General features: G+C 59.6%; 15 protein-coding genes. 5 read left to right on the top strand and 10 right to left on the bottom strand.

Going from position 1 to position 18763, the window contains the following annotated elements; translation table 11 throughout:
• Window positions 1–9: 9 nt before the first annotated feature.
• Together mgtA and mgtL are read right to left on the bottom strand one after the other, a co-directional pair.
• Window positions 10–2718 carry a magnesium-translocating P-type ATPase gene (gene mgtA, locus CWM54_RS21130; RefSeq protein ID WP_100698387.1) on the bottom strand — a complete coding sequence of 903 codons (2709 nt, stop codon included), beginning with the start codon at window positions 2716–2718 and terminating at the stop codon, window positions 10–12.
• A 145-nt stretch (window positions 2719–2863) separates the two neighbouring features.
• Entirely contained in the window at window positions 2864–2983 is a 120-nt protein-coding gene (gene mgtL / locus CWM54_RS29545; RefSeq protein WP_353074613.1) for a mgtA regulatory leader peptide MgtL, read from the bottom strand.
• Between the two features lie 113 nt (window positions 2984–3096).
• Here mgtL and treR point away from each other — a divergent pair, with 113 nt between their 5' ends.
• The 5 genes from treR to nrdG all read left to right on the top strand — a co-directional run bounded on the left by treR (window position 3097) and on the right by nrdG (window position 10603).
• Window positions 3097–4044, top strand: a complete 948-nt coding sequence (gene treR, locus CWM54_RS21140; protein WP_100698389.1) for a trehalose operon repressor TreR — start codon at window positions 3097–3099, stop codon at window positions 4042–4044.
• Window positions 4045–4174: 130 nt separating this feature from the next.
• A complete protein-coding gene (treB, locus tag CWM54_RS21145) occupies window positions 4175–5593 on the top strand; it encodes a PTS trehalose transporter subunit IIBC (RefSeq protein ID WP_008807131.1) in 1419 nt (472 codons plus the stop codon).
• Window positions 5594–5644: 51 nt separating this feature from the next.
• Window positions 5645–7300 carry an alpha,alpha-phosphotrehalase gene (gene treC / locus CWM54_RS21150; protein ID WP_100681687.1) on the top strand — a complete coding sequence of 552 codons (1656 nt, stop codon included), beginning with the start codon at window positions 5645–5647 and terminating at the stop codon, window positions 7298–7300.
• Between the two features lie 385 nt (window positions 7301–7685).
• Complete coding sequence (nrdD, locus tag CWM54_RS21155; RefSeq protein ID WP_100681688.1) at window positions 7686–9824, top strand: anaerobic ribonucleoside-triphosphate reductase; 2139 nt, start codon at window positions 7686–7688, stop codon at window positions 9822–9824.
• Between the two features lie 314 nt (window positions 9825–10138).
• On the top strand, window positions 10139–10603 hold the full coding sequence (gene nrdG / locus CWM54_RS21160) for an anaerobic ribonucleoside-triphosphate reductase-activating protein (protein WP_100698391.1): 465 nt from the start codon (window positions 10139–10141) through the stop codon (window positions 10601–10603).
• 86 nt (window positions 10604–10689) lie between these two features.
• Here nrdG and CWM54_RS21165 read toward each other — a convergent pair whose 3' ends face one another.
• The 8 genes from CWM54_RS21165 to CWM54_RS21200 all read right to left on the bottom strand — a co-directional run bounded on the left by CWM54_RS21165 (window position 10690) and on the right by CWM54_RS21200 (window position 18758).
• Window positions 10690–10932 (bottom strand): type II toxin-antitoxin system RelB/DinJ family antitoxin, encoded by a 243-nt coding sequence (locus tag CWM54_RS21165; RefSeq protein ID WP_002886901.1) that lies wholly within the window; start codon window positions 10930–10932, stop codon window positions 10690–10692.
• Between the two features lie 77 nt (window positions 10933–11009).
• Entirely contained in the window at window positions 11010–12920 is a 1911-nt protein-coding gene (locus CWM54_RS21170) for a BglG family transcription antiterminator (protein WP_100698393.1), read from the bottom strand.
• A 22-nt stretch (window positions 12921–12942) separates the two neighbouring features.
• A complete protein-coding gene (locus CWM54_RS21175) occupies window positions 12943–14097 on the bottom strand; it encodes a lactonase family protein (RefSeq protein ID WP_100698395.1) in 1155 nt (384 codons plus the stop codon).
• A gap of 156 nt (window positions 14098–14253) precedes the next feature.
• Window positions 14254–14994, bottom strand: coding sequence for a 2-dehydro-3-deoxy-phosphogluconate aldolase (gene dagF / locus CWM54_RS21180; RefSeq protein WP_008807137.1), 741 nt, complete (start codon window positions 14992–14994; stop codon window positions 14254–14256).
• Window positions 14991–16109, bottom strand: coding sequence for a DgaE family pyridoxal phosphate-dependent ammonia lyase (locus CWM54_RS21185; protein WP_100698396.1), 1119 nt, complete (start codon window positions 16107–16109; stop codon window positions 14991–14993). Before CWM54_RS21185 ends, dagF begins: the two co-directional genes overlap by 4 nt.
• Window positions 16093–17226 (bottom strand): amidohydrolase/deacetylase family metallohydrolase, encoded by a 1134-nt coding sequence (locus tag CWM54_RS21190; RefSeq protein ID WP_100698399.1) that lies wholly within the window; start codon window positions 17224–17226, stop codon window positions 16093–16095. Before CWM54_RS21190 ends, CWM54_RS21185 begins: the two co-directional genes overlap by 17 nt.
• Window positions 17227–17323: 97 nt before the next feature.
• Window positions 17324–17968 carry a DUF4310 family protein gene (locus tag CWM54_RS21195; protein ID WP_061155982.1) on the bottom strand — a complete coding sequence of 215 codons (645 nt, stop codon included), beginning with the start codon at window positions 17966–17968 and terminating at the stop codon, window positions 17324–17326.
• Between the two features lie 13 nt (window positions 17969–17981).
• Complete coding sequence (locus tag CWM54_RS21200; protein WP_015368574.1) at window positions 17982–18758, bottom strand: DUF4311 domain-containing protein; 777 nt, start codon at window positions 18756–18758, stop codon at window positions 17982–17984.
• Window positions 18759–18763 lie beyond the last annotated feature (5 nt).

Consider the following 18763-nt stretch of genomic DNA (forward strand, 5'->3'; position numbering starts at 1 on the left):
GCGAAACCATTACTGCCAGCCGTAGCGACGGCTGTAGAAACCTTTGACGGTTTGGGTCAACACCATGTAGCCCGCCAGGATCACCACCAGCCACGGGAAGTAGCTCAGCGGCAGCGCCTGCAGCTGCAGGTAGCCCGCCAGCGGCGAGAACGGCAGCGCAATGCCCACGGCCATCACCACCAGCGTCATGGCGAACAGTGGCCACGCGGCGCGGCTCTGAACGAACGGAATGCGCCGGGTGCGGATCATGTGCACAATCAGCGTCTGCGACAGCAGCCCTTCAATAAACCAGCCGGACTGGAACAGAGTCTGCATCTCCACGGTATTGGCGTGGAACACCCACCACATCAGGCTGAAGGTGAGGATATCGAAAATCGAGCTGATCGGTCCGAAGAAGACCATAAAGCGCCCGAGATCGGCCGGGTTCCAGCGCTGCGGTTTACGGATCTGCTCATCATCGACGTTATCAAACGGGATCGCCACCTGGGAGACATCGTACAGCAGGTTCTGAATCAACAGGTGCAGCGGCAGCATCGGCAGAAACGGCAGGAAGGCGCTGGCCACCAGCACGCTAAAGACGTTACCGAAGTTGGAGCTGGCGGTCATTTTGATGTACTTGAGCATGTTGGCGAAGGTGCGGCGGCCTTCGATCACCCCCTCCTCCAGCACCATCAGGCTTTTTTCCAGCAGTATGATATCCGCCGCCTCACGGGCGATATCCACCGCACCGTCAACGGAAATGCCAATATCCGCCGCGCGTAACGCCGGGGCGTCGTTGATGCCGTCGCCCATAAAGCCCACCACGTGACCTTCGCGTTTCAGCAGCGTCACGATACGCTCTTTATGCAGCGGCGCCAGACGCGCAAACAAAGTGGTGCGCTTCGCCAGCGCTGCCAGGTCGTCGTCGCTCATGGCTTCAATCTGGCTGCCAATCACCACTTCGCCCGCATCCAGCCCCACTTCATGGCACACCTTCGCCGCCACCAGTTCGCTGTCGCCGGTGAGGATTTTCACCGTGATGCCGCTGGCCTTCAGCGCCTTCAGCGCCGGGGCGGTGGTCTCTTTCGGCGGATCGAGGAAGGCGATGTAGCCTTCGAGGATCAGGTCGGATTCATCCGCACGCTGGTAATCGCCCTCGCGCGCCGGCAGGTATTTGGTTGCCACCGCCACCACCCGCAGTCCCTGACGGTTCAGGGTATCGGTGACCCGGCGGATGCGGCGCAGCATGGTGTCGTCCAGCGGTACGATTTCGCCGTTATAGCGCACCTGAGTCGAGACGTTAAGGATCTCCTGCAACGCCCCTTTACAGATCAGCTGATGCGCGTCGTCCTGCTCTTTCACCACCACCGACATGCGGCGGCGTTCGAAGTCGAACGGGATCTCATCCACCTTCTGCCAGCGCTCCGCGAGGCCGCGGGCGGCCTCCAGCTCCACGCCTTCCAGCACCGCGGTGTCGAGCAGGTTTTTCAGCCCGGTCTGGTAATGGCTGTTGAGCCAGGCGGTATGCAGCACTCTCTCGCTGGACTTCCCGGAGACATCGGTGTGGTTCTCCAGCACGATCTTGTCCTGAGTCAGGGTGCCGGTTTTATCGGTGCAGAGAATATCCATCGCGCCAAAGTTCTGAATGGCGTCGAGGTGTTTGACGATCACTTTTTGTTTCGACAGCTTCACCGCCCCGCGCGCCAGCGTCGAGGTGACGATCATCGGCAGCATCTCCGGCGTCAGGCCGACCGCCACCGACAGCGCGAACAGCGCCGCTTCCCACCAGTCGCCTTTGGTGTAGCCATTAATCAACAGCACCACCGGGGCCATCACCAGCATAAAGCGGATCAGCAGCATGCTGACCCGGCTGATGCCCTTCTGGAAGGCGTTCGGCTCGCTTTCCTGCTCGCTGACGCGCCCGGCCAGCTGGCCGAACCAGGTGCCGCCGCCGGTGGCGTAGACGATGGCCTGCGCCGAGCCGCTCACCACGTTGGTCCCCATAAAGCACAGGGTGTCGCATTCCAGCGGGTTCTGCTGCAGCGGGTCGCGGCTGCGCGCGACTTTCTCTACCGGCAGCGATTCGCCGGTCAGCGAGGCCTGAGCGACAAACAGATCGCGTGCCTGAATAATGCGCAGGTCCGCCGGGATCATATCTCCCGCCGACAGCTTGACGATATCTCCTGGCACCAGTTGGTCGATAGGCAGTTCAAGCCAGCGGCTCTCTCCCTGCTCGTTCACCACCCGCAGCACCGTGGCGGTATTGCTGACCATCGCCTTTAGCGCATCCGCCGCTTTGGTCGAGCGCGCTTCCTGGATGAAGTTAAGCAGCGTCGAGATGCCGACCATCAGCGCGATAACGCCCGCGGCGAACAGATCTTCGGTGGAATAGGAGACGATGCCGAGCACCGTCAGCAGCAGGTTGAACGGGTTGCGATAGCAGGTCCACAGATGCACCCACCACGGCGAGGGCTTCTGCGCCGGGATCTGGTTGTCCCCATGTTTGAGGATCTTTGCCGCCACTTCGCCTTCATTGAGCCCTTCCGGGTGGCTGTCAAAGGCACGCCAGATCTCCTGGTCATCCATCGCCGCAACGTCCAGGCAGCGCTTGCCGAGCGAGTCCGGGATCGGCACGCTGGTCAGGTTACGGGCATCAGGCAGCGGATCGCGCTGGACCAAACGGCGTGGCAGATGGCGGCTAAGCTGCGCGAACAGCTGCCGGGTATAATTCTTCAACATAAACAGTCCCTCCGCGCTCGCGCGAGCGAACGCAGCGTTGCCAACAGGCGTAGCAAAGCCTACCTGTCAGGCATGTAATTTTTATGGCAGGGACATCAAGGACGTCACTGCTTTACGCTTTCCGGTAAAGCAGTGTTAAACAGGCTTACCGGAAAGAAAGGTTGCTCCATCGAGGATGAGGAGTGGGATCGGGGTCCATAAATTCTCCGGTAAGTGAATATAAACGGCGCGGATTATAGCGCGCTCGTTGAGACATGTGTGGCATTTATGGCGATGATAAGCCCGCGCAACTAAACCGAACGTAAACCAGACTTTGCTCATTGCGGTTTGGTTGAGTAGCATTAGGCTCACTTCTACCAACCCTGACGAGAATTCCGCATGCAGAACCGGCTGACCATCAAAGATATCGCGCGTTTAAGCGGCGTAGGAAAATCGACGGTATCCCGCGTCCTTAACAACGAGAGCGGGGTCAGCGAACGGACCCGCGAGCGCGTCGAAGCGGTGATGCAGCAGCACGGTTTCTCCCCCTCCCGCTCCGCCCGCGCCATGCGCGGCCAGAGCGATAAAGTGGTGGCGATTATCGTCACCCGTCTGGATTCCCTGTCGGAAAACCTTGCCGTGCAGACCATGCTGCCCGCCTTTTACGAGCAGGGTTACGATCCGATTATGATGGAGAGCCAGTTCTCCCCGGGACTGGTGGAAGAGCATCTCGGCATGCTCGCCCGGCGTAATATTGACGGCGTGGTGCTGTTTGGTTTTACCGGCATTGATGAGGCGATGCTCGCCCCCTGGCGCGATACGCTGGTACTGCTGGCCCGCGATGCCCCCGGTTTCGCCTCGGTGTGCTATGACGACGAAGGCGCCATCACGCTGCTGATGCAGCGGCTCTACGATCGCGGACATCGCCACATCAGTTTTCTTGGCGTACCGCACAGCGACGTCACCACCGGCGAACGCCGCCATCTCGCCTACCTCGCCTTCTGTAAAAAGCATCGCCTGACGCCCACCGCCGCTCTGCCGGGCTTGGGCATGAAACAGGGGTATGACACCGTCGCCAGCGTGCTAACGGCCGAAACCAGCGCCCTGGTCTGCGCGACGGATACCCTCGCCCTCGGCGCCAGCAAGTACCTCCAGCAGCAGGGCCGCGCTGCGCTGCAGCTCGCCAGCGTCGGCAGCACGCCGCTGATGAAGTTTCTCCACCCGGAAATCTTGACCGTCGATCCCGGCTATGCCGAGTCCGGACGCCGGGCCGCCCGGCAGTTGATCGAGCAGATCGCCGGTAGCGTCGATCCCCGCCAGATCGTGATTCCCGCCGCCCTGAATTAATCTCGTTCGGACGATTTATGTGATCGTCGCCGGGTTTCGGGAACGTTCCCATTTTGCAAATCAAGCGAAACGGTTAGGATGCCCTCAAGGTAAAAACGGCATCTCTCCCCTCTGTTTTTGAGGCTTCATCATGAGCAAAGTAAACCAGCAGGACATCGATAAACTGATCGAACTGGTGGGCGGGCGCGGCAACATCGCCACCGTCAGCCACTGTATTACCCGTTTGCGCTTTGTGCTGAACGACCCGGCCATCGCCAAACCAAAAGAGATTGAACAGCTGCGCATGGTGAAGGGATGCTTCACTAACGCCGGTCAGTTCCAGGTGGTCATCGGCACCGAGGTGGGCGATTACTACAAGGCCCTGCTGGCTACCACCGGCCAGACCTCCGCCGATAAAGAGCAGGTCAAGCAGGCCGCGCGGCAAAATATGAAGTGGCATGAGCAGTTGATCTCGCACTTTGCCGAGATCTTCTTCCCGCTGCTTCCTGCGCTAATCAGTGGCGGTCTGATCCTCGGTTTCCGTAACGTCATCGGCGACTTACCCATGAGCAACGGCCAGACGCTGGCTCAGATGCACCCGTCGCTGAAAACCATCTATGACTTCCTGTGGCTGATTGGCGAGGCTATCTTCTTCTATTTGCCGGTGGGGATCTGCTGGTCAGCGGTGAAGAAGATGGGCGGCACGCCGATCCTCGGGATCGTCCTTGGCGTCACCCTGGTCTCTCCGCAGCTGATGAACGCCTATCTCCTCGGCCAGCAGGTGCCGGAGGTGTGGAATTTCGGCCTGTTTACGATTGCGAAAGTCGGCTACCAGGCGCAGGTGATCCCGGCCCTGCTGGCGGGCCTGACGCTCGGCTTTATCGAGACGCGCCTCAAACGCATCGTGCCTGACTACCTCTACCTGGTCATTGTCCCGGTCTGCTCGCTGATCCTCGCGGTGTTTCTGGCGCACGCCATCATTGGTCCGTTCGGCCGCCTGATCGGCGACGGCGTGGCCTTCGCGGTGCGCCATTTGTTAACCGGCAGCTTCGCGCCGATCGGCGCCGCGCTGTTCGGCTTCCTCTACGCGCCGCTGGTGATTACCGGTGTCCACCAGACCACCCTCGCTATCGATATGCAGATGATCCAGAGCATGGGCGGCACCCCGGTGTGGCCGCTGATTGCGCTGTCCAACATTGCCCAGGCATCGGCGGTGGTCGGCATTATTATTGCCAGCCGTAAACAGAATGAACGCGAAATCTCGGTGCCGGCGGCAATCTCTGCTTACCTCGGGGTTACCGAACCGGCGATGTACGGTATCAACCTGAAGTACCGCTTCCCGATGCTGTGCGCGATGATCGGCTCCGGCCTCGCTGGCCTGCTGTGCGGCCTGAACGGCGTGCTGGCGAATGGCATCGGCGTCGGCGGCCTGCCGGGCATCCTCTCCATCCAGCCAACCTACTGGCAGGTGTACGCCATGGCGATGGCTATCGCGGTGGTGGTGCCGATTATCCTGACCACCGTGGTGTATCAGCGCAAGTACCGTCAGGGCACCTTGCAGATTGTCTAACTTCTTCTTTCGGGGCGCCTTTGGCGCCCCTCGTTGCAGCAGGAAAGCACTATGAATCATCTTCCCCACTGGTGGCAAAACGGCGTTATTTATCAAATCTATCCGAAGAGTTTTCAGGATACCACCGGCAGCGGTACCGGCGATCTGCGCGGCGTTACCGCCCGTCTCGACTACCTGCAAAAGCTCGGCGTCGACGCTATCTGGCTAACGCCGTTCTACGTCTCGCCGCAGGTAGACAACGGCTACGATGTGGCGAACTACACCGCTATCGATCCCTCCTACGGCACGATGGCCGATTTTGACGCCCTGGTGGCGGAAGCGAAGGCCCGCGGCATCCGCATCGTGCTGGATATGGTGCTGAACCACACGTCGACCGAACACGAATGGTTCCGTCAGTCGCTGAATAAGGAGAGTCCCTACCGTCAGTTCTATATCTGGCGCGACGGCGAACCGGACGCGCTGCCGAACAACTGGCGCTCCAAGTTTGGCGGTAACGCCTGGCAGTGGCATGCCGACAGCGGACAGTATTATCTGCACCTGTTCGCCATTGAGCAGGCGGATCTCAACTGGGAGAACCCGGCGGTGCGCGCCGAGCTGAAAAAGGTCTGTGAATTCTGGGCCGACCGCGGCGTCGACGGTCTGCGCCTGGACGTGGTGAACCTGATCTCGAAAGACCAGACCTTCCCCTGCGATGCGGACGGTGATGGCCGCCGCTTCTACACTGACGGCCCGCGGGTGCATGAATTCCTGCAGGAGATGAGCCGCGATGTCTTTACTCCCCGTAACCTGATGACCGTCGGCGAAATGTCCTCCACCTCGCTGGAGCACTGCCAGCAGTACGCCGCGCTGGACGGCCGCGAGCTGTCGATGACCTTTAACTTCCACCATTTAAAGGTCGATTATCCCGGCGGCGAAAAATGGACCCTCGCCCGCCCGGATTATGTGGCGCTGAAAGCGCTGTTCCGCCACTGGCAGCAGGGGATGCACAATCGGGCGTGGAACGCGCTGTTCTGGTGTAACCACGATCAGCCGCGCATCGTGTCGCGCTTTGGCGACGAAGGTGAGTATCGGGTACCGGCGGCAAAGATGCTGGCGATGGTGCTGCACGGCATGCAGGGCACACCCTATATCTATCAGGGCGAAGAGATCGGCATGACCAACCCGCACTTTAGCAACATCAGCGACTATCGCGACGTCGAAAGCCACAATATGTTTATCGAACGCGCAGCGCAGGGGCAAAGCCCGGACGAACTGCTGGCAATCCTCGCCAGTAAGTCGCGCGACAACAGCCGCACGCCGATGCCATGGCACGCCGGCGAGAACGGCGGCTTTAGCGACGGTGAGCCGTGGATCGGCCTTGGCGATAACTACCGGGAGATTAACGTCGAGGCGGCGCTGGCGGACCCCGATTCGGTGTTTTATGCCTATCAGCAGCTGATTACGCTGCGCAAAACCACGCCGGTGCTGACCTGGGGGGATTATCAGGATCTGCTGCCGGACCATCCATCGCTGTGGTGTTATCGCCGCCAGTGGCAGGGGCAAACGCTGGTGGTGGCCGCCAACCTGAGCCGCGACCTGCAGACCTGGCAGCCAGAGGAAGCCCAGGGCGACTGGAAGATGATCATCAGCAACTATGCCGAAACCACGCCCCGCCCGACCGGTCTGACGCTGCGGCCGTTCGAAGCCGTATGGTGGCTGCAGGCGTAAGGTACTTTTTGCCCGACAGAAACCGGAGCGTAATGCCTGGCATCGGAGGTGGATGCCAGGCATTTTTGCTTATTTTCCAGCCAGATAAATTTACATTTCGTGCCAGCGCCCATCATCCGTACTCTCACCTTTTTACCTTGTTCTGGGTCAATAAAATCGCAAACATCTTTGATGCAAATCACTACATATAGAACTTAAAATGCGTCCCGGCCCTACATGTTGTATTAATCGTCTATTATGTCACCATATCTTGTCGATGTCTGGCGGTGATGAGATGTGGATAAAACGGGCCGGATCTGAAGGCAAACGGCACTAGCCGTAGTGTGGCGCGTCTTTGGAATAACCTCCGCCTCTGTGGATAACCTGTTCTATATATGGAGTGATCATGACACCGCATGTGATGAAACGTGATGGCTGTAAAGTGCCGTTCAAGTCAGAGCGCATTCAGGAAGCAATTCTACGTGCAGCTAAAGCAGCGGGAGTCGATGACGCAGACTATTGCGCCACCGTCGCAGAAGTCGTTAGCCAGCAAATGCAGGGCCGCGCCCAGGTCGACATCAACGAGATCCAGACTGCGGTAGAAAACCAGCTGATGTCCGGCCCCTATAAGCAGCTGGCGCGCGCCTACATTGAGTATCGCCATGACCGCGATAGCCAGCGCGAGAAGCGCGGCCGCCTCAATCAGGAGATCCGCGGCCTCGTCGAGCAGACCAACTCCGCGCTGCTCAACGAAAATGCCAACAAGGATAGCAAAGTCATCCCGACCCAGCGCGACCTGCTGGCCGGTATCGTCGCCAAGCACTATGCGCGGCAGCACCTGCTGCCCCACGATGTGGTGATGGCCCACGAGCGCGGCATGATCCACTATCACGACCTCGATTACTCGCCCTTCTTCCCGATGTTCAACTGCATGCTGATCGACCTGAAAGGGATGCTGACCCAGGGCTTTAAGATGGGCAACGCGGAGATCGAGCCGCCGAAGTCTATCTCTACCGCCACCGCGGTGACGGCGCAGATCATCGCCCAGGTCGCCAGCCATATTTATGGCGGCACCACCATCAACCGTATCGATGAAGTGCTGGCGCCGTTCGTCACCGAGAGCTTCAAAAAGCATCGCAAAATCGCCGAAGAGTGGCAGATCCCGGATGCCGAAGGCTATGCCCGCTCCCGTACCGAAAAAGAGTGCTACGACGCCTTCCAGTCGCTGGAATATGAAGTGAATACGCTGCATACCGCCAACGGCCAGACGCCGTTCGTCACCTTTGGCTTCGGCCTCGGCACCCGCTGGGAATCGCGCCTGATCCAGCAGTCGATTCTGCGTAACCGTATCGCCGGCCTCGGTAAAAACCGCAAAACCGCGGTATTCCCGAAACTGGTCTTCGCCATTCGCGACGGCCTGAACCATAAGTTCGGCGATCCGAACTACGACATCAAGCAACTGGCACTGGAATGCGCCAGCAAGCGCATGTACCCGGATATCCTCAACTACGATCAGGTGGTGAAAGTCACCGGGTCATTTAAAACGCCGATGGGCTGCCGCAGCTTCCTCGGGGTGTGGGAAAACGAGAACGGCGAGCAGGTGCATGACGGCCGCAATAACCTCGGCGTCATCAGCCTCAACCTGCCGCGTATCGCCCTGGAAGCGAAAGGCGACGAAGCCGCCTTCTGGGCGCTGCTGGACGAGCGCCTGCAGCTGGCGCGCAAAGCGCTGATGACCCGTATTGCCCGTCTGGAAGGAGTGAAGGCCCGCGTGGCACCGATCCTGTATATGGAAGGGGCCTGCGGCGTGCGGCTGAAAGCCGACGATGATGTCTCCGAGATCTTCAAAAACGGCCGCGCGTCCATCTCACTGGGCTATATCGGTATCCATGAGACCATCAATGCGCTGTACGGCAATCAACATATGTACGACAGCAAGGCGCTGCGTGAGAAAGGTGTAGCCATCGTCCAGCGCCTGCGCGACGCCGTCGATTTGTGGAAGGAAGAGACCGGCTACGGCTTTAGCCTGTACAGCACGCCGAGCGAAAACCTGTGCGACCGTTTCTGCCGTCTCGACACCGCCGAGTTTGGCGTGGTGGAGGGCGTGACCGATAAAGGTTACTACACCAACAGCTTCCACCTTGACGTCGAGAAGAAGGTCAACCCGTACGACAAGATCGATTTCGAAGCACCGTACCCGCCGCTGGCCAACGGCGGCTTCATTTGCTACGGCGAGTACCCGAACATCCAGCACAACCTGAAGGCGCTGGAAGACGTGTGGGATTACAGCTATGAACACGTGCCGTACTACGGGACCAATACGCCGATCGATGAATGCTACGAGTGCGGTTTCACCGGCGAGTTCGAGTGCACCAGCAAGGGCTTTACCTGCCCGAAATGCGGTAACCACGACGCTGCACGCGTGTCGGTTACTCGTCGGGTATGCGGTTATCTCGGCAGCCCGGACGCGCGTCCGTTCAACGCCGGCAAGCAGGAAGAAGTCAAGCGCCGCGTTAAGCACCTGGGCAATGGGCAGATCGGTTAAATTCTGCACAGGGTTCTCACCCTCACCCTAACCCTCTCCCTCAAGGGAGAGGGAACAGTTCGAGCCCGGCGTTGAGCCCGGCGCTGGTTTTCCCCCTCTCCCCGTGGGAGAGGGCCGGGGTGAGGGTATCAGCCCCTGGTAGCCCGGCCGAGCGCAGCGACGCCGGGAAATGGCCGCACTCCTTCGTTTTCGCAAAGCAATTAGCGTCAGAGCAAGGCGGCAAACGAGGGAATCCCCGGGAGCGTACATTCAGTACGTGACTGGGGTGAGCGAGCGCAGCCAACGCGGCTATGGCGTTAATTGAGAAGCGAAAAATGAATTACCATCAGTACTACCCGGTAGATATCGTCAACGGCCCCGGCACCCGCTGCACCCTGTTTGTCTCCGGCTGCGTCCACGAATGCCCCGGCTGCTACAACAAAAGCACCTGGCGGGTGAACTCCGGTATGCCGTTTACCACCGAGATGGCCGACCGCATCATTGCCGACCTCAACGATACCCGCATCAAGCGCCAGGGGATTTCACTCTCCGGCGGCGATCCGCTGCATCCGCAAAACATCGCGGAGATCCTCAAACTGGTTAAGCGCGTGCGCGCCGAATGCCCCGGCAAAGATATCTGGGTCTGGACCGGCTATAAACTGGATGAGCTGAATGAGGCGCAGATGCAGGTAGTGAACCTGATCAACGTGCTGGTCGACGGTAAGTTTGTGCAGGATTTAAAAGACCCGGCGCTGATCTGGCGCGGCAGCAGCAACCAGGTGGTACATCATTTGCGATAGCGTTTAGAGCCGTTTATTCGCCTGATGATAAACGGCCGCTTTCTCTCTTTTGCCATTCGCGCCAGGCTCGTGGATCAAACTCCAGTTCATAGGTCATCCAGACTCACCTTAACCCCCGGCCGTGGGTTTTCCAGCCGTTCGCGAACGGTGCGTAATAACGCCGCTTCGCCATCACTGATGGTCATACTTTTCACCGGCATGCGGCCATTTTCCGCAATGTATTGAAACAGCAGGCGTACCGCCTCCGTTGGTGTCATATCGAGTTTCTCCAGCACGGCATAAGCCTCTTTTTTGAGTTTATCGTCCAGTCGAACATTGAGCGTGGCCATTATGCCTCCAGAAAGGGGAATTTTGTAATGCAGTATAGCATTACATTTGAATTACATTCGAATCTGGAAAACGCCTCTCAAAACCGGCTGACGCACTCCATCGCCACCGTTTTAAACTCATCGAAGCTGCGGGTCGCGGCGAGGCGGCTCATGGCGCGCTCGCGCAGGAAAGTCACGAAAATATCGTAGATCGCCATCGCCTCTTCGTACTCGCGCTTACTGATGGCGAGCAGGAAGATGATATGGGCGGTTTCGTCGCCCCAGGCGATGCCCTGCGGGGCGATAACGGTATAGACCACCGTCTTTTTGGCCAGCAGTCCCAGGGAGTGCGGCAGCGCAATGCCATCGCCGAGCATGGTGCTGACAATCGCCTCACGCTCGACCACCGAAGCATGAAACTCGGCGTCAACAAAGCCTTCCTCCAGCAGTTGCTGGCACAGCTCAGCGAACAGCGTTTGCTGATCCATCGGCTTATCGACCACCCGGAAGTGAGCGGCATCGAAGTACTTATTCAGCATCCACGGACGGGTACGGTCCACCAGCACCAGCTTGCCAATCTGATCCAGCTGATAGTCGGTGGGAAACGGCGCGATGGTCACCACCGGTTTGTCTTTTTCGCTGATGCGCACCGTGGAGATAACAAAATCCGCCTCGATCGCTTCCCGCTGTTCGTACTCGCGCTGGGAAATCGTGGCGGCGATCTCCAGCTGCGGATATTTGCGCTGCAGGATCGCTTCGATCATCCGCACCATCGCATTGCTGGTATCGCACACCAGCAACACCTGCGGTTGACGCTGGTAGCCGATGTTGTAATGGCGCTCCAGCCCGACGCCGATATGCAGCACCAGGAAGCCAATTTCGTTTTCGCTGATGGTATAAGGCGTGTACTTCCCCCAGCTGGAGACCGCGGCGAGGGTCATATCCCAGGCCATCGGGTAGTGCTGTTTGATGTTATCCAGCAGCGGATTGGGGATCATGATCTGGTAGCGCACGCGGGTGATCATGGTCTTAATGTGGGTCAGCAGATCGGCGTGCAGCTGGGCGTCGTCCAGCAGGTTGTAGTTATACTGGCTGTTGATGTAGCGCAGAATGTAATTCACCAGCGCTTCGTCGTCGTCGGCGCTGATGGTTTCCGGGTCGACGTCCTGCACCTGGCGGGCGGCGAGATGGACGCACAGCCACTCTTCTTCGGCAGGCGAGAAGGGCTTTCCAGCCAGCCGCTGCAGCTCTCCCGCCAAATCGCGCGCGGCGTCACGGACGTTTTGCGCCACATCTTCGGCGCTGAAGTCGGCCAGCGGGTAGCCTTCACTAACGCGGCGTACCACGACCGCGCCGTACAGGCAGATAAAGCGCTCACCGACATCAGTGAGGCGAATATGGTGCCGGGTGAGCGTCTCCTGCAGCACCGGCTCCAGCAGCGCAGGCACTTCCGCCTCCAGCGCCTCGGCGCCGATCAGCGGATTGATACTGCCCTGTTGGGTCAGCTCCCACAGCAGATCGGTCAGGCAAGCGCGAATCGACACTTCGCTGCCGAACAGCTTCATGCCGTGGCGCGGTCGGGTTTCAAGGGTGAGCTGATAGCGTTGGAAGCGCTCGCGCACCTCGACCATATCATTTTGCAGCGTCGCGCGGCTGACGAACCACTCATCCGCCAGATCTTCCAGCTTGATGGAGAACGCCGACGTCAGGAAGCGCACCAGCAGAAACGTGATGCGATCCTGGGCGGTTCGCGGCACATGCTGTGTCTTCGGCGCGGTCGCCTCCAGCGCCTGAAAGCTCGCCGGGTTATCAATTTTCAGTTGATAACCGCTGCCGCGGTTGAGGATAAACTGCGCGCCATACTGCGCCAGTAGCGCATTCAGGGCGGTAATATCGGCGCGCACAGTACGGGTGGAAACCGACAGCCGCTGCGCCAGCTCATCCTGCGGCAGCGTTTCATTCCGCAGCAGGGCGAAGAGTTGCGCTAAGCGTTGGTTGGGAAATCGCATGTCAGTTCCTTGTAATTACGGCTCAGGGTTGGGCGGATATCACCATCTGCGATGGGCTACCGACCGGCGTGTAGTCGGAGGCAAAGGTTAATTTGCCATCCTTCGGCGCCACGCTAAAACGGGTAATATTATCGCTACGCTGGTTCATGACGTACAGCCACTGCCCCTGATTATCCAGGGTCAGCGTACGGGGGTAATCCCCACGCGTCCAGATATCCTCCTGGTGGCTCAGGCGGCCATCCGCCAGCACGCTAAAGTGAGCGATGCTGTTGTGCAGGCGGTTGGCAACGTACAGCTGCTTGCCGTCGTTGCTCAGCGCCAGGCCGGCGGCAAAGCTGGTGCCCTTATACTCTTTCGGCAGCGCGGAGACTGTTTTACCTTCGCGCAGCAGGCCGCTTTGCTTATCCAGATGATAGAAAGTCAGCGTCGACGCTTCTTCGTTAATCAACCACAGACCGTCACCTTTTGGCGTAAAGACGAAGTGGCGTGGGCCGGCTCCCGGCGACGAAGCGGCGATAAACGGCGGATCGTTCGGCGTCAGCTTGCCGCTGGCGCTATCCAGCCGGTACTGATAGATCCGATCCAGCCCCAGATCGGTGGAGTAAACAAATTTCCCGCTGGGATCGGCGGCGATCATATGGGCGTGCGGGCCATTGTGATCGCTGATGGCGAAGCTGCCCTCGACGGCCGCCGCCGGGCGTTCGGCGCCTGCCGGGCCTTCATCCTGATGCTTGTCCACTGCCTCGCCCAGGCTACCATCTTCTTTCACCGGTAGCACGGCGATACTCCCGCTGACGTAGTTGGCCACCAGCAGATGTTTACCCTCCGGCGTCAGGGAGAGATACACCGGCCCGGCGCCGCCGGAGGCAACCTGGCTGAGTGCTGTCAATTCGCCATTCTTCTCAATGCGCCACGCCTGCACGACGCCTTTTTCGACTTCACTGGCGGCATACAGCGTTTTGCCATCGCGCGACACGGTCAGTTGCGCGACGTTTGGCAACGAGCTCACCAGTGCCCTGTCACGCAGCGCGCCGGTGTTGGCATCGACGGTAAAGCGGTACAGACCTTCGCCATTGGGGTTATAGGTACCTACCCAGGCGTAGTGGGTTTGCGCGGCGCCCGCGGCGGCGGCAAACAGGGACAGTGAAGCGACAAGCAGATGACGAGCGACAGGCATAGCAACTCCTTGATGGTTCAGTGGGGGATGTTTCCCCTCACCCCGCCCCTCTCCCAAGGGGAGAGGGAGAAAACCAGACGGTCCCCTCTCTCTGAGGGAGAAAACCGGATGGTCCCCTCTCCCTCCGGGAGAGGGTTAGGGTGAGGGACAATGGCACTACTTCACTAACTGTTTGGTCATCTCCAGCAACTGGCGCACATCGGCGGGGCGGGTGTTGCCGCTGGCTTTATCGATAATCGAGCTGTAGATATGTGGGATGATTTTGCTCACCCCGGCATCGAGGGCGATTTTCAGGATCTCGCTGTAGTTGTCCAGATCGATACCGCCGGTCGGCTCAAGCCAGAAATCGTGCGCGGCGCAGGCTTTCGCCACAGCTTCGAATTCGGCGCGGTGCTTCAGGCCGCCCATCGGGAAGTATTTGATGGAGCTGCCGCCCATGTCTTTCAGCAGCGCGATGGCGGTTTCCAGCGGCACAATGCCATCCGCCGCGCCGCTGCTCAGCGGGCCAGTTGAGATCTTCACCATTCCCGGCGTACCGGTCGGCGAAACCAGGCCATTCACCACGGTCTCGTTCTGCCCGAGCAGCGCGCGGCTGGTGGCCACGCCAGTGAACACCTGGTTGACGTGCTGCGGCTGCACCTGGCGCGAAATCTCGCTCACCATCGCCGACTGGTTTGGATCGCCTGCGCCCAGCCCGACGGAGAGCGCGTTATCGATCAGCTTCGCGTAGTCACGCATATCGGCCACCGCGCTGGCGACGTCCGGATAGTTTTTGGAGAGCACGCCGACCAGGACGTGACCTTCCGCCGCGTCGTAAATTTCGCGGGCGTTGTCTTTGCTGCCCGCCAGGACGTTCAGGCACACGCGGTCACGGTAAAAGTTTGGGGTCAGTTTCATGCTTGTTTCTCCTTGTTTAGCACTTCCGCGATGCGGCGGGCGACCACCGCCAGTTGCTCCGCGTTCACGCTGCGGACATCGGCTTCGATAATGCCCTCGTTGGCTTTATAGCCGCGGAAGTAGATGGCGTATTCGCCCTGCTTCAGCGCGTTAACCAGATCGCCGGTCTTCACGCCGGTCACCGCTTCGTTGAATTTGATTTCGGCGCGGGCGATATCGCGACCCGCGCTATCCCACACCACCCGGGCGGTCACGCCGTTAAGCGTGTTGAGCTGTTCGATAAACGGCGTCATCTTCGCCACCATCTGCTGACCGCTCTCTTTGCTCGCCGTCAGGTAGTGTTCAATGGCGCAGGTCAGGCCGAGAATGCCCTCTTTGCCCACTTTCATCGCCCGGCCAATCCCCATCGACTGGCGCTTAACCCACTCGACGTACTGCGTTTTGCCGATGACCAGCCCGCTGGTCGGCCCTTCAATGGCTTTCGCGCCGCTGTAGATCACCAGGTCGGCGCCCATGCGGTAGTAGCACTGCAGATCTTCTTCCGCCGCCGCATCGACAATCAGCGGCAAGCCATGCTGACGCGCCACTTCCGCGGCCTGCGCGACGTTGAGCATGCTTTTCTGCACGCAGTGGTGGGATTTGATATACAGGATCGCCGCGGTGCGCGGGGTGATTGCCGCCGCCAACTGATCGGCGGAACATTCGTTGGCGTAGCCCGCTTCCACCAGCTTACCGCCGCCCAGCGCCACCATGGTGCCGACCGGCGCGCCGAAGTTGACGTTGTGGCCCTTCGGCATGACGATTTCGTTATTCTCTATCGGCGTGACGTGCAGGTTCTCCAGCAGCCAGTCGCTGTCTTTCACCAGCACCGCCGCTACCGACTGGGCAATCCCCGCGGAGGCGCAGGAGACAACGGTCGCCCCTTCCACGTCCAGCAACCTGGCAATGTACTCGCCGGTTTTATTCACCAGGTCTTTCATTTCAAAGTACTGGTTCATACCGGCCATCGCGGCTTCCACCACTTCCGGGCGCGGCGTGGAAACGCCCAGCGCCGTCATCCGGCCAGAAGTATTAATCACCTGTTTTAAATGGTATTTCTCAAAAATCGAAGGCATGTTCCGCGCTCCCTTGTTCGGTCAGATAGCCTTTGCCCGCGCGGATCGCGGCCAGCGGCACCAGAATGTTGTCAGCCTGGAGGCTCTCTTTTTCGGCATCCACCAGCAGCGTGGGCCGGTGCTCCAGGCGAAATAGCGTTAAATCGGCGTCGAAGCCCACTTCCAGCCGCCCTTTACGCGACAGGCGCAGCCCCTCGGCGGCGCTGACGGTCACGCAGTCAACTACCTGCGGCAGGGTCATGCCGATGGCGAGGAATTTCGACATCACCAGCGCCAGCGAACGCACCGGGCCGTCGATCCGGTTGCGGCAGTAAATGTCGGAGCTGATGGTGTGCGGCAGAATGCCCAGCGCAATCGCCCGGCGCGCCACCTCAAAGCTGAAGCTGGCGGTACCGTGCCCGACGTCGAGGCGCACGCCGCGCTGCAGGGCGCGAGTAATCGAGCTACGCAGTTCGCCGGCGGGATTCAGAATGCGGTTCGGCTTGCCGTTATAGCAGTGGGTAATGATGTCGCCGCGGCTCAGCAGGTCGGCGATTTCATCGAGGTTCGGCGGGTTATTGCCGATGTGCACCATCAGCGGAAGATCGCCGTTTTGCTGCTGAATGGTCTTGGCGCGCGCCAGCGGCGTAATGCCGTTTTCGCCCACTACGCTGCTGCTCATCCGCGCTTTCAGGCCGACGATAAAATCAGGATGACGCTGCACCGCCTGCTTCACCGCCTCGGCGTCGATATTGGCCATATTGGCCAGTTCGTTCTGCGCAATCAGCCCGACGCGGGAGATATTGAGCAGCGCATAAACTTCCGTCGCCGCTTTGCGGGTCAGCTGATAGAAATCGTCAACGTCGTCGGCGCCGGTGCTGCCGGCATCAATCACGGTGGTGACGCCGGTGGCGATACCCACGCTATCCGGCTCGTCGTGATAAATCGGCGAATTCGGGTAGCAGTGAACGTGGGAGTCAATCCAGCCGGCGCTAACGTAGCTGTTGCCGTGCAGATCGATGGTTTTGCGGGAGGGCGCGCTAATCTCGCCCAGCGCCGCGATTTTCCCGTCCTGGATGGCGATATCAGTCAGGGTATCGTCGACGAGGCGCGCACGGCGCAGGAGTAAATCAAACATAGCTATCTCCTGATGAAAAGAGTGTACGGATGGCGAGGTCATCGGCCTACCAATCGCGCTGACGTGTAGGCCTGATAAGCGCAGCGCCATCAGGCGGCTAGCTAATCGCCACCGGGAAGATGGAGCCGAGGATCATCGCGCCGAGGATGGCGCCGCCGGTGATCGGTTTCTGCCAGATGTAGAACAGCAGCGCGCCAACCAGCGAGCCAATCCCGATAGGAATCGAGGCGGTCATCGCGCTGAGGATGATCAAGGGGCCAAGGAAGCGGCCAGAGGCGTTACCGGCCCCCATCATTACGTCGGCGCCGTAGGTGGAATCGCTCTGGTTGATGGTGAACTTACGCGCCAGAATGATGATGTAACCCACTGCCAGACCAAGGACCAGGCCGGTGACCAGCGACGCGGCGAAGTTCGCCACCGGGAAGACAAAGCCCGCGCCGAGCAGCAGCGCCGGAACGCCGAGGCCAATACCGGTTTGAATGGCGCCACCGATATCGAGGATCCCCACCAGCGAACCTTCGATAATGCGGGCGAACAGGAAGCTGGCGCCGAATGCCGCCACCGCGCCGTACGCGCCGGTATCAATCCCTGCCTTCAACATCGCCACGAAGGCCACTTCGTTAAAGGCGCCGATGCCGTACAGATAGTACATGTGCGTCCCGGCGAAGACGCCGGAGGAGAGCAGGCCAACAAAGATCGGGAACGACCAGTCGGCATACCAAAAACCTTTATTCTGTTCCATTATCAGGCTCCCGTTACTTGCCGCTGAGTGAGTTGTGGATCATGTCCAGCCAGTTCGGCACGGTCAGATGGAAGGATTCGAGCATCTTCATGTCGAAGCCGCGGAAGAAGCCGCTGAGGACAAACAGCGCGACAATGGCGATCATCATCACTTTGGTTACCCGGTTCCAGCCGCTCTCTTCTACGCCTTTACCGATCAGGATCCCCAGTACCAGACCCGGTACGGCGTTACCCATAATCAGCTGCGCCGCGCCGCCGAAAATCGTCGCCCAGAAGCCTGATTTCTTACCGGCATCAATAGCCGCCAGCCAGAAAATCACCGGCATCACGGTGTTCACCAGCAGGTTTGCCGCCGGAACCAATACCTTAACGGCGGTGACCTGCAGCGCTTCCGGTACGGAAGAGGCGGTCAGGTTAAGGAAGGCGACGACGATCATGCCGATGATGCCGCAGGCAATCGCCATTTTTTTCGGATCGTGTAGCGTTTCGCCAACGTTACGATTTTTCACCATCAACGCCGCCGCGCCCCAGTTCGGGATAATGCGGTGGTCAACGTCCTGGGTGAAGGAGCCTGCTGCAACGGAAGAGGCCCAGGCGTTAAAGAAGAAGCCGAGACCAAAAGAGAAGTGAGAAGCCGGATCGCCTTCGCAGGAATTCAGCTCGCCCAAGGTACGAAACGCCCCCATCCCTTGCGTGGTGGGCGCGTGAAACATGCGTGCCGCTCCGGCGCCCACGCCGACGCCGACCAGGCCGCCGATGATGAGCGATTTTATTAAAATTATCAGGAACATAATCT

It is taken from the genome of Klebsiella sp. D-Nf1 (genome assembly GCF_002810515.1).
Lineage (GTDB): Bacteria > Pseudomonadota > Gammaproteobacteria > Enterobacterales > Enterobacteriaceae > Klebsiella > Klebsiella variicola.

Excerpts from the sequence above, each read along its gene's own strand:
- treC (WP_100681687.1), top strand. The coding sequence starts at position 5,645 with ATGAATCATCTTCCCCACTGGTGGCAAAACGGCGTTATTTATCAAATC.
- CWM54_RS21175 (WP_100698395.1), bottom strand. The coding sequence starts at position 14,097 with ATGCCTGTCGCTCGTCATCTGCTTGTCGCTTCACTGTCCCTGTTTGCC.
- treR (WP_100698389.1), top strand. The coding sequence starts at position 3,097 with ATGCAGAACCGGCTGACCATCAAAGATATCGCGCGTTTAAGCGGCGTA.
- CWM54_RS21170 (WP_100698393.1), bottom strand. The coding sequence starts at position 12,920 with ATGCGATTTCCCAACCAACGCTTAGCGCAACTCTTCGCCCTGCTGCGG.
- CWM54_RS21200 (WP_015368574.1), bottom strand. The coding sequence starts at position 18,758 with ATGTTCCTGATAATTTTAATAAAATCGCTCATCATCGGCGGCCTGGTC.
- mgtL (WP_353074613.1), bottom strand. The coding sequence starts at position 2,983 with ATGCCACACATGTCTCAACGAGCGCGCTATAATCCGCGCCGTTTATAT.
- CWM54_RS21190 (WP_100698399.1), bottom strand. The coding sequence starts at position 17,226 with ATGTTTGATTTACTCCTGCGCCGTGCGCGCCTCGTCGACGATACCCTG.
- CWM54_RS21165 (WP_002886901.1), bottom strand. The coding sequence starts at position 10,932 with ATGGCCACGCTCAATGTTCGACTGGACGATAAACTCAAAAAAGAGGCT.
- CWM54_RS21185 (WP_100698396.1), bottom strand. The coding sequence starts at position 16,109 with ATGCCTTCGATTTTTGAGAAATACCATTTAAAACAGGTGATTAATACT.
- mgtA (WP_100698387.1), bottom strand. The coding sequence starts at position 2,718 with ATGTTGAAGAATTATACCCGGCAGCTGTTCGCGCAGCTTAGCCGCCAT.
- nrdG (WP_100698391.1), top strand. The coding sequence starts at position 10,139 with ATGAATTACCATCAGTACTACCCGGTAGATATCGTCAACGGCCCCGGC.
- treB (WP_008807131.1), top strand. The coding sequence starts at position 4,175 with ATGAGCAAAGTAAACCAGCAGGACATCGATAAACTGATCGAACTGGTG.
- nrdD (WP_100681688.1), top strand. The coding sequence starts at position 7,686 with ATGACACCGCATGTGATGAAACGTGATGGCTGTAAAGTGCCGTTCAAG.
- CWM54_RS21195 (WP_061155982.1), bottom strand. The coding sequence starts at position 17,968 with ATGGAACAGAATAAAGGTTTTTGGTATGCCGACTGGTCGTTCCCGATC.
- dagF (WP_008807137.1), bottom strand. The coding sequence starts at position 14,994 with ATGAAACTGACCCCAAACTTTTACCGTGACCGCGTGTGCCTGAACGTC.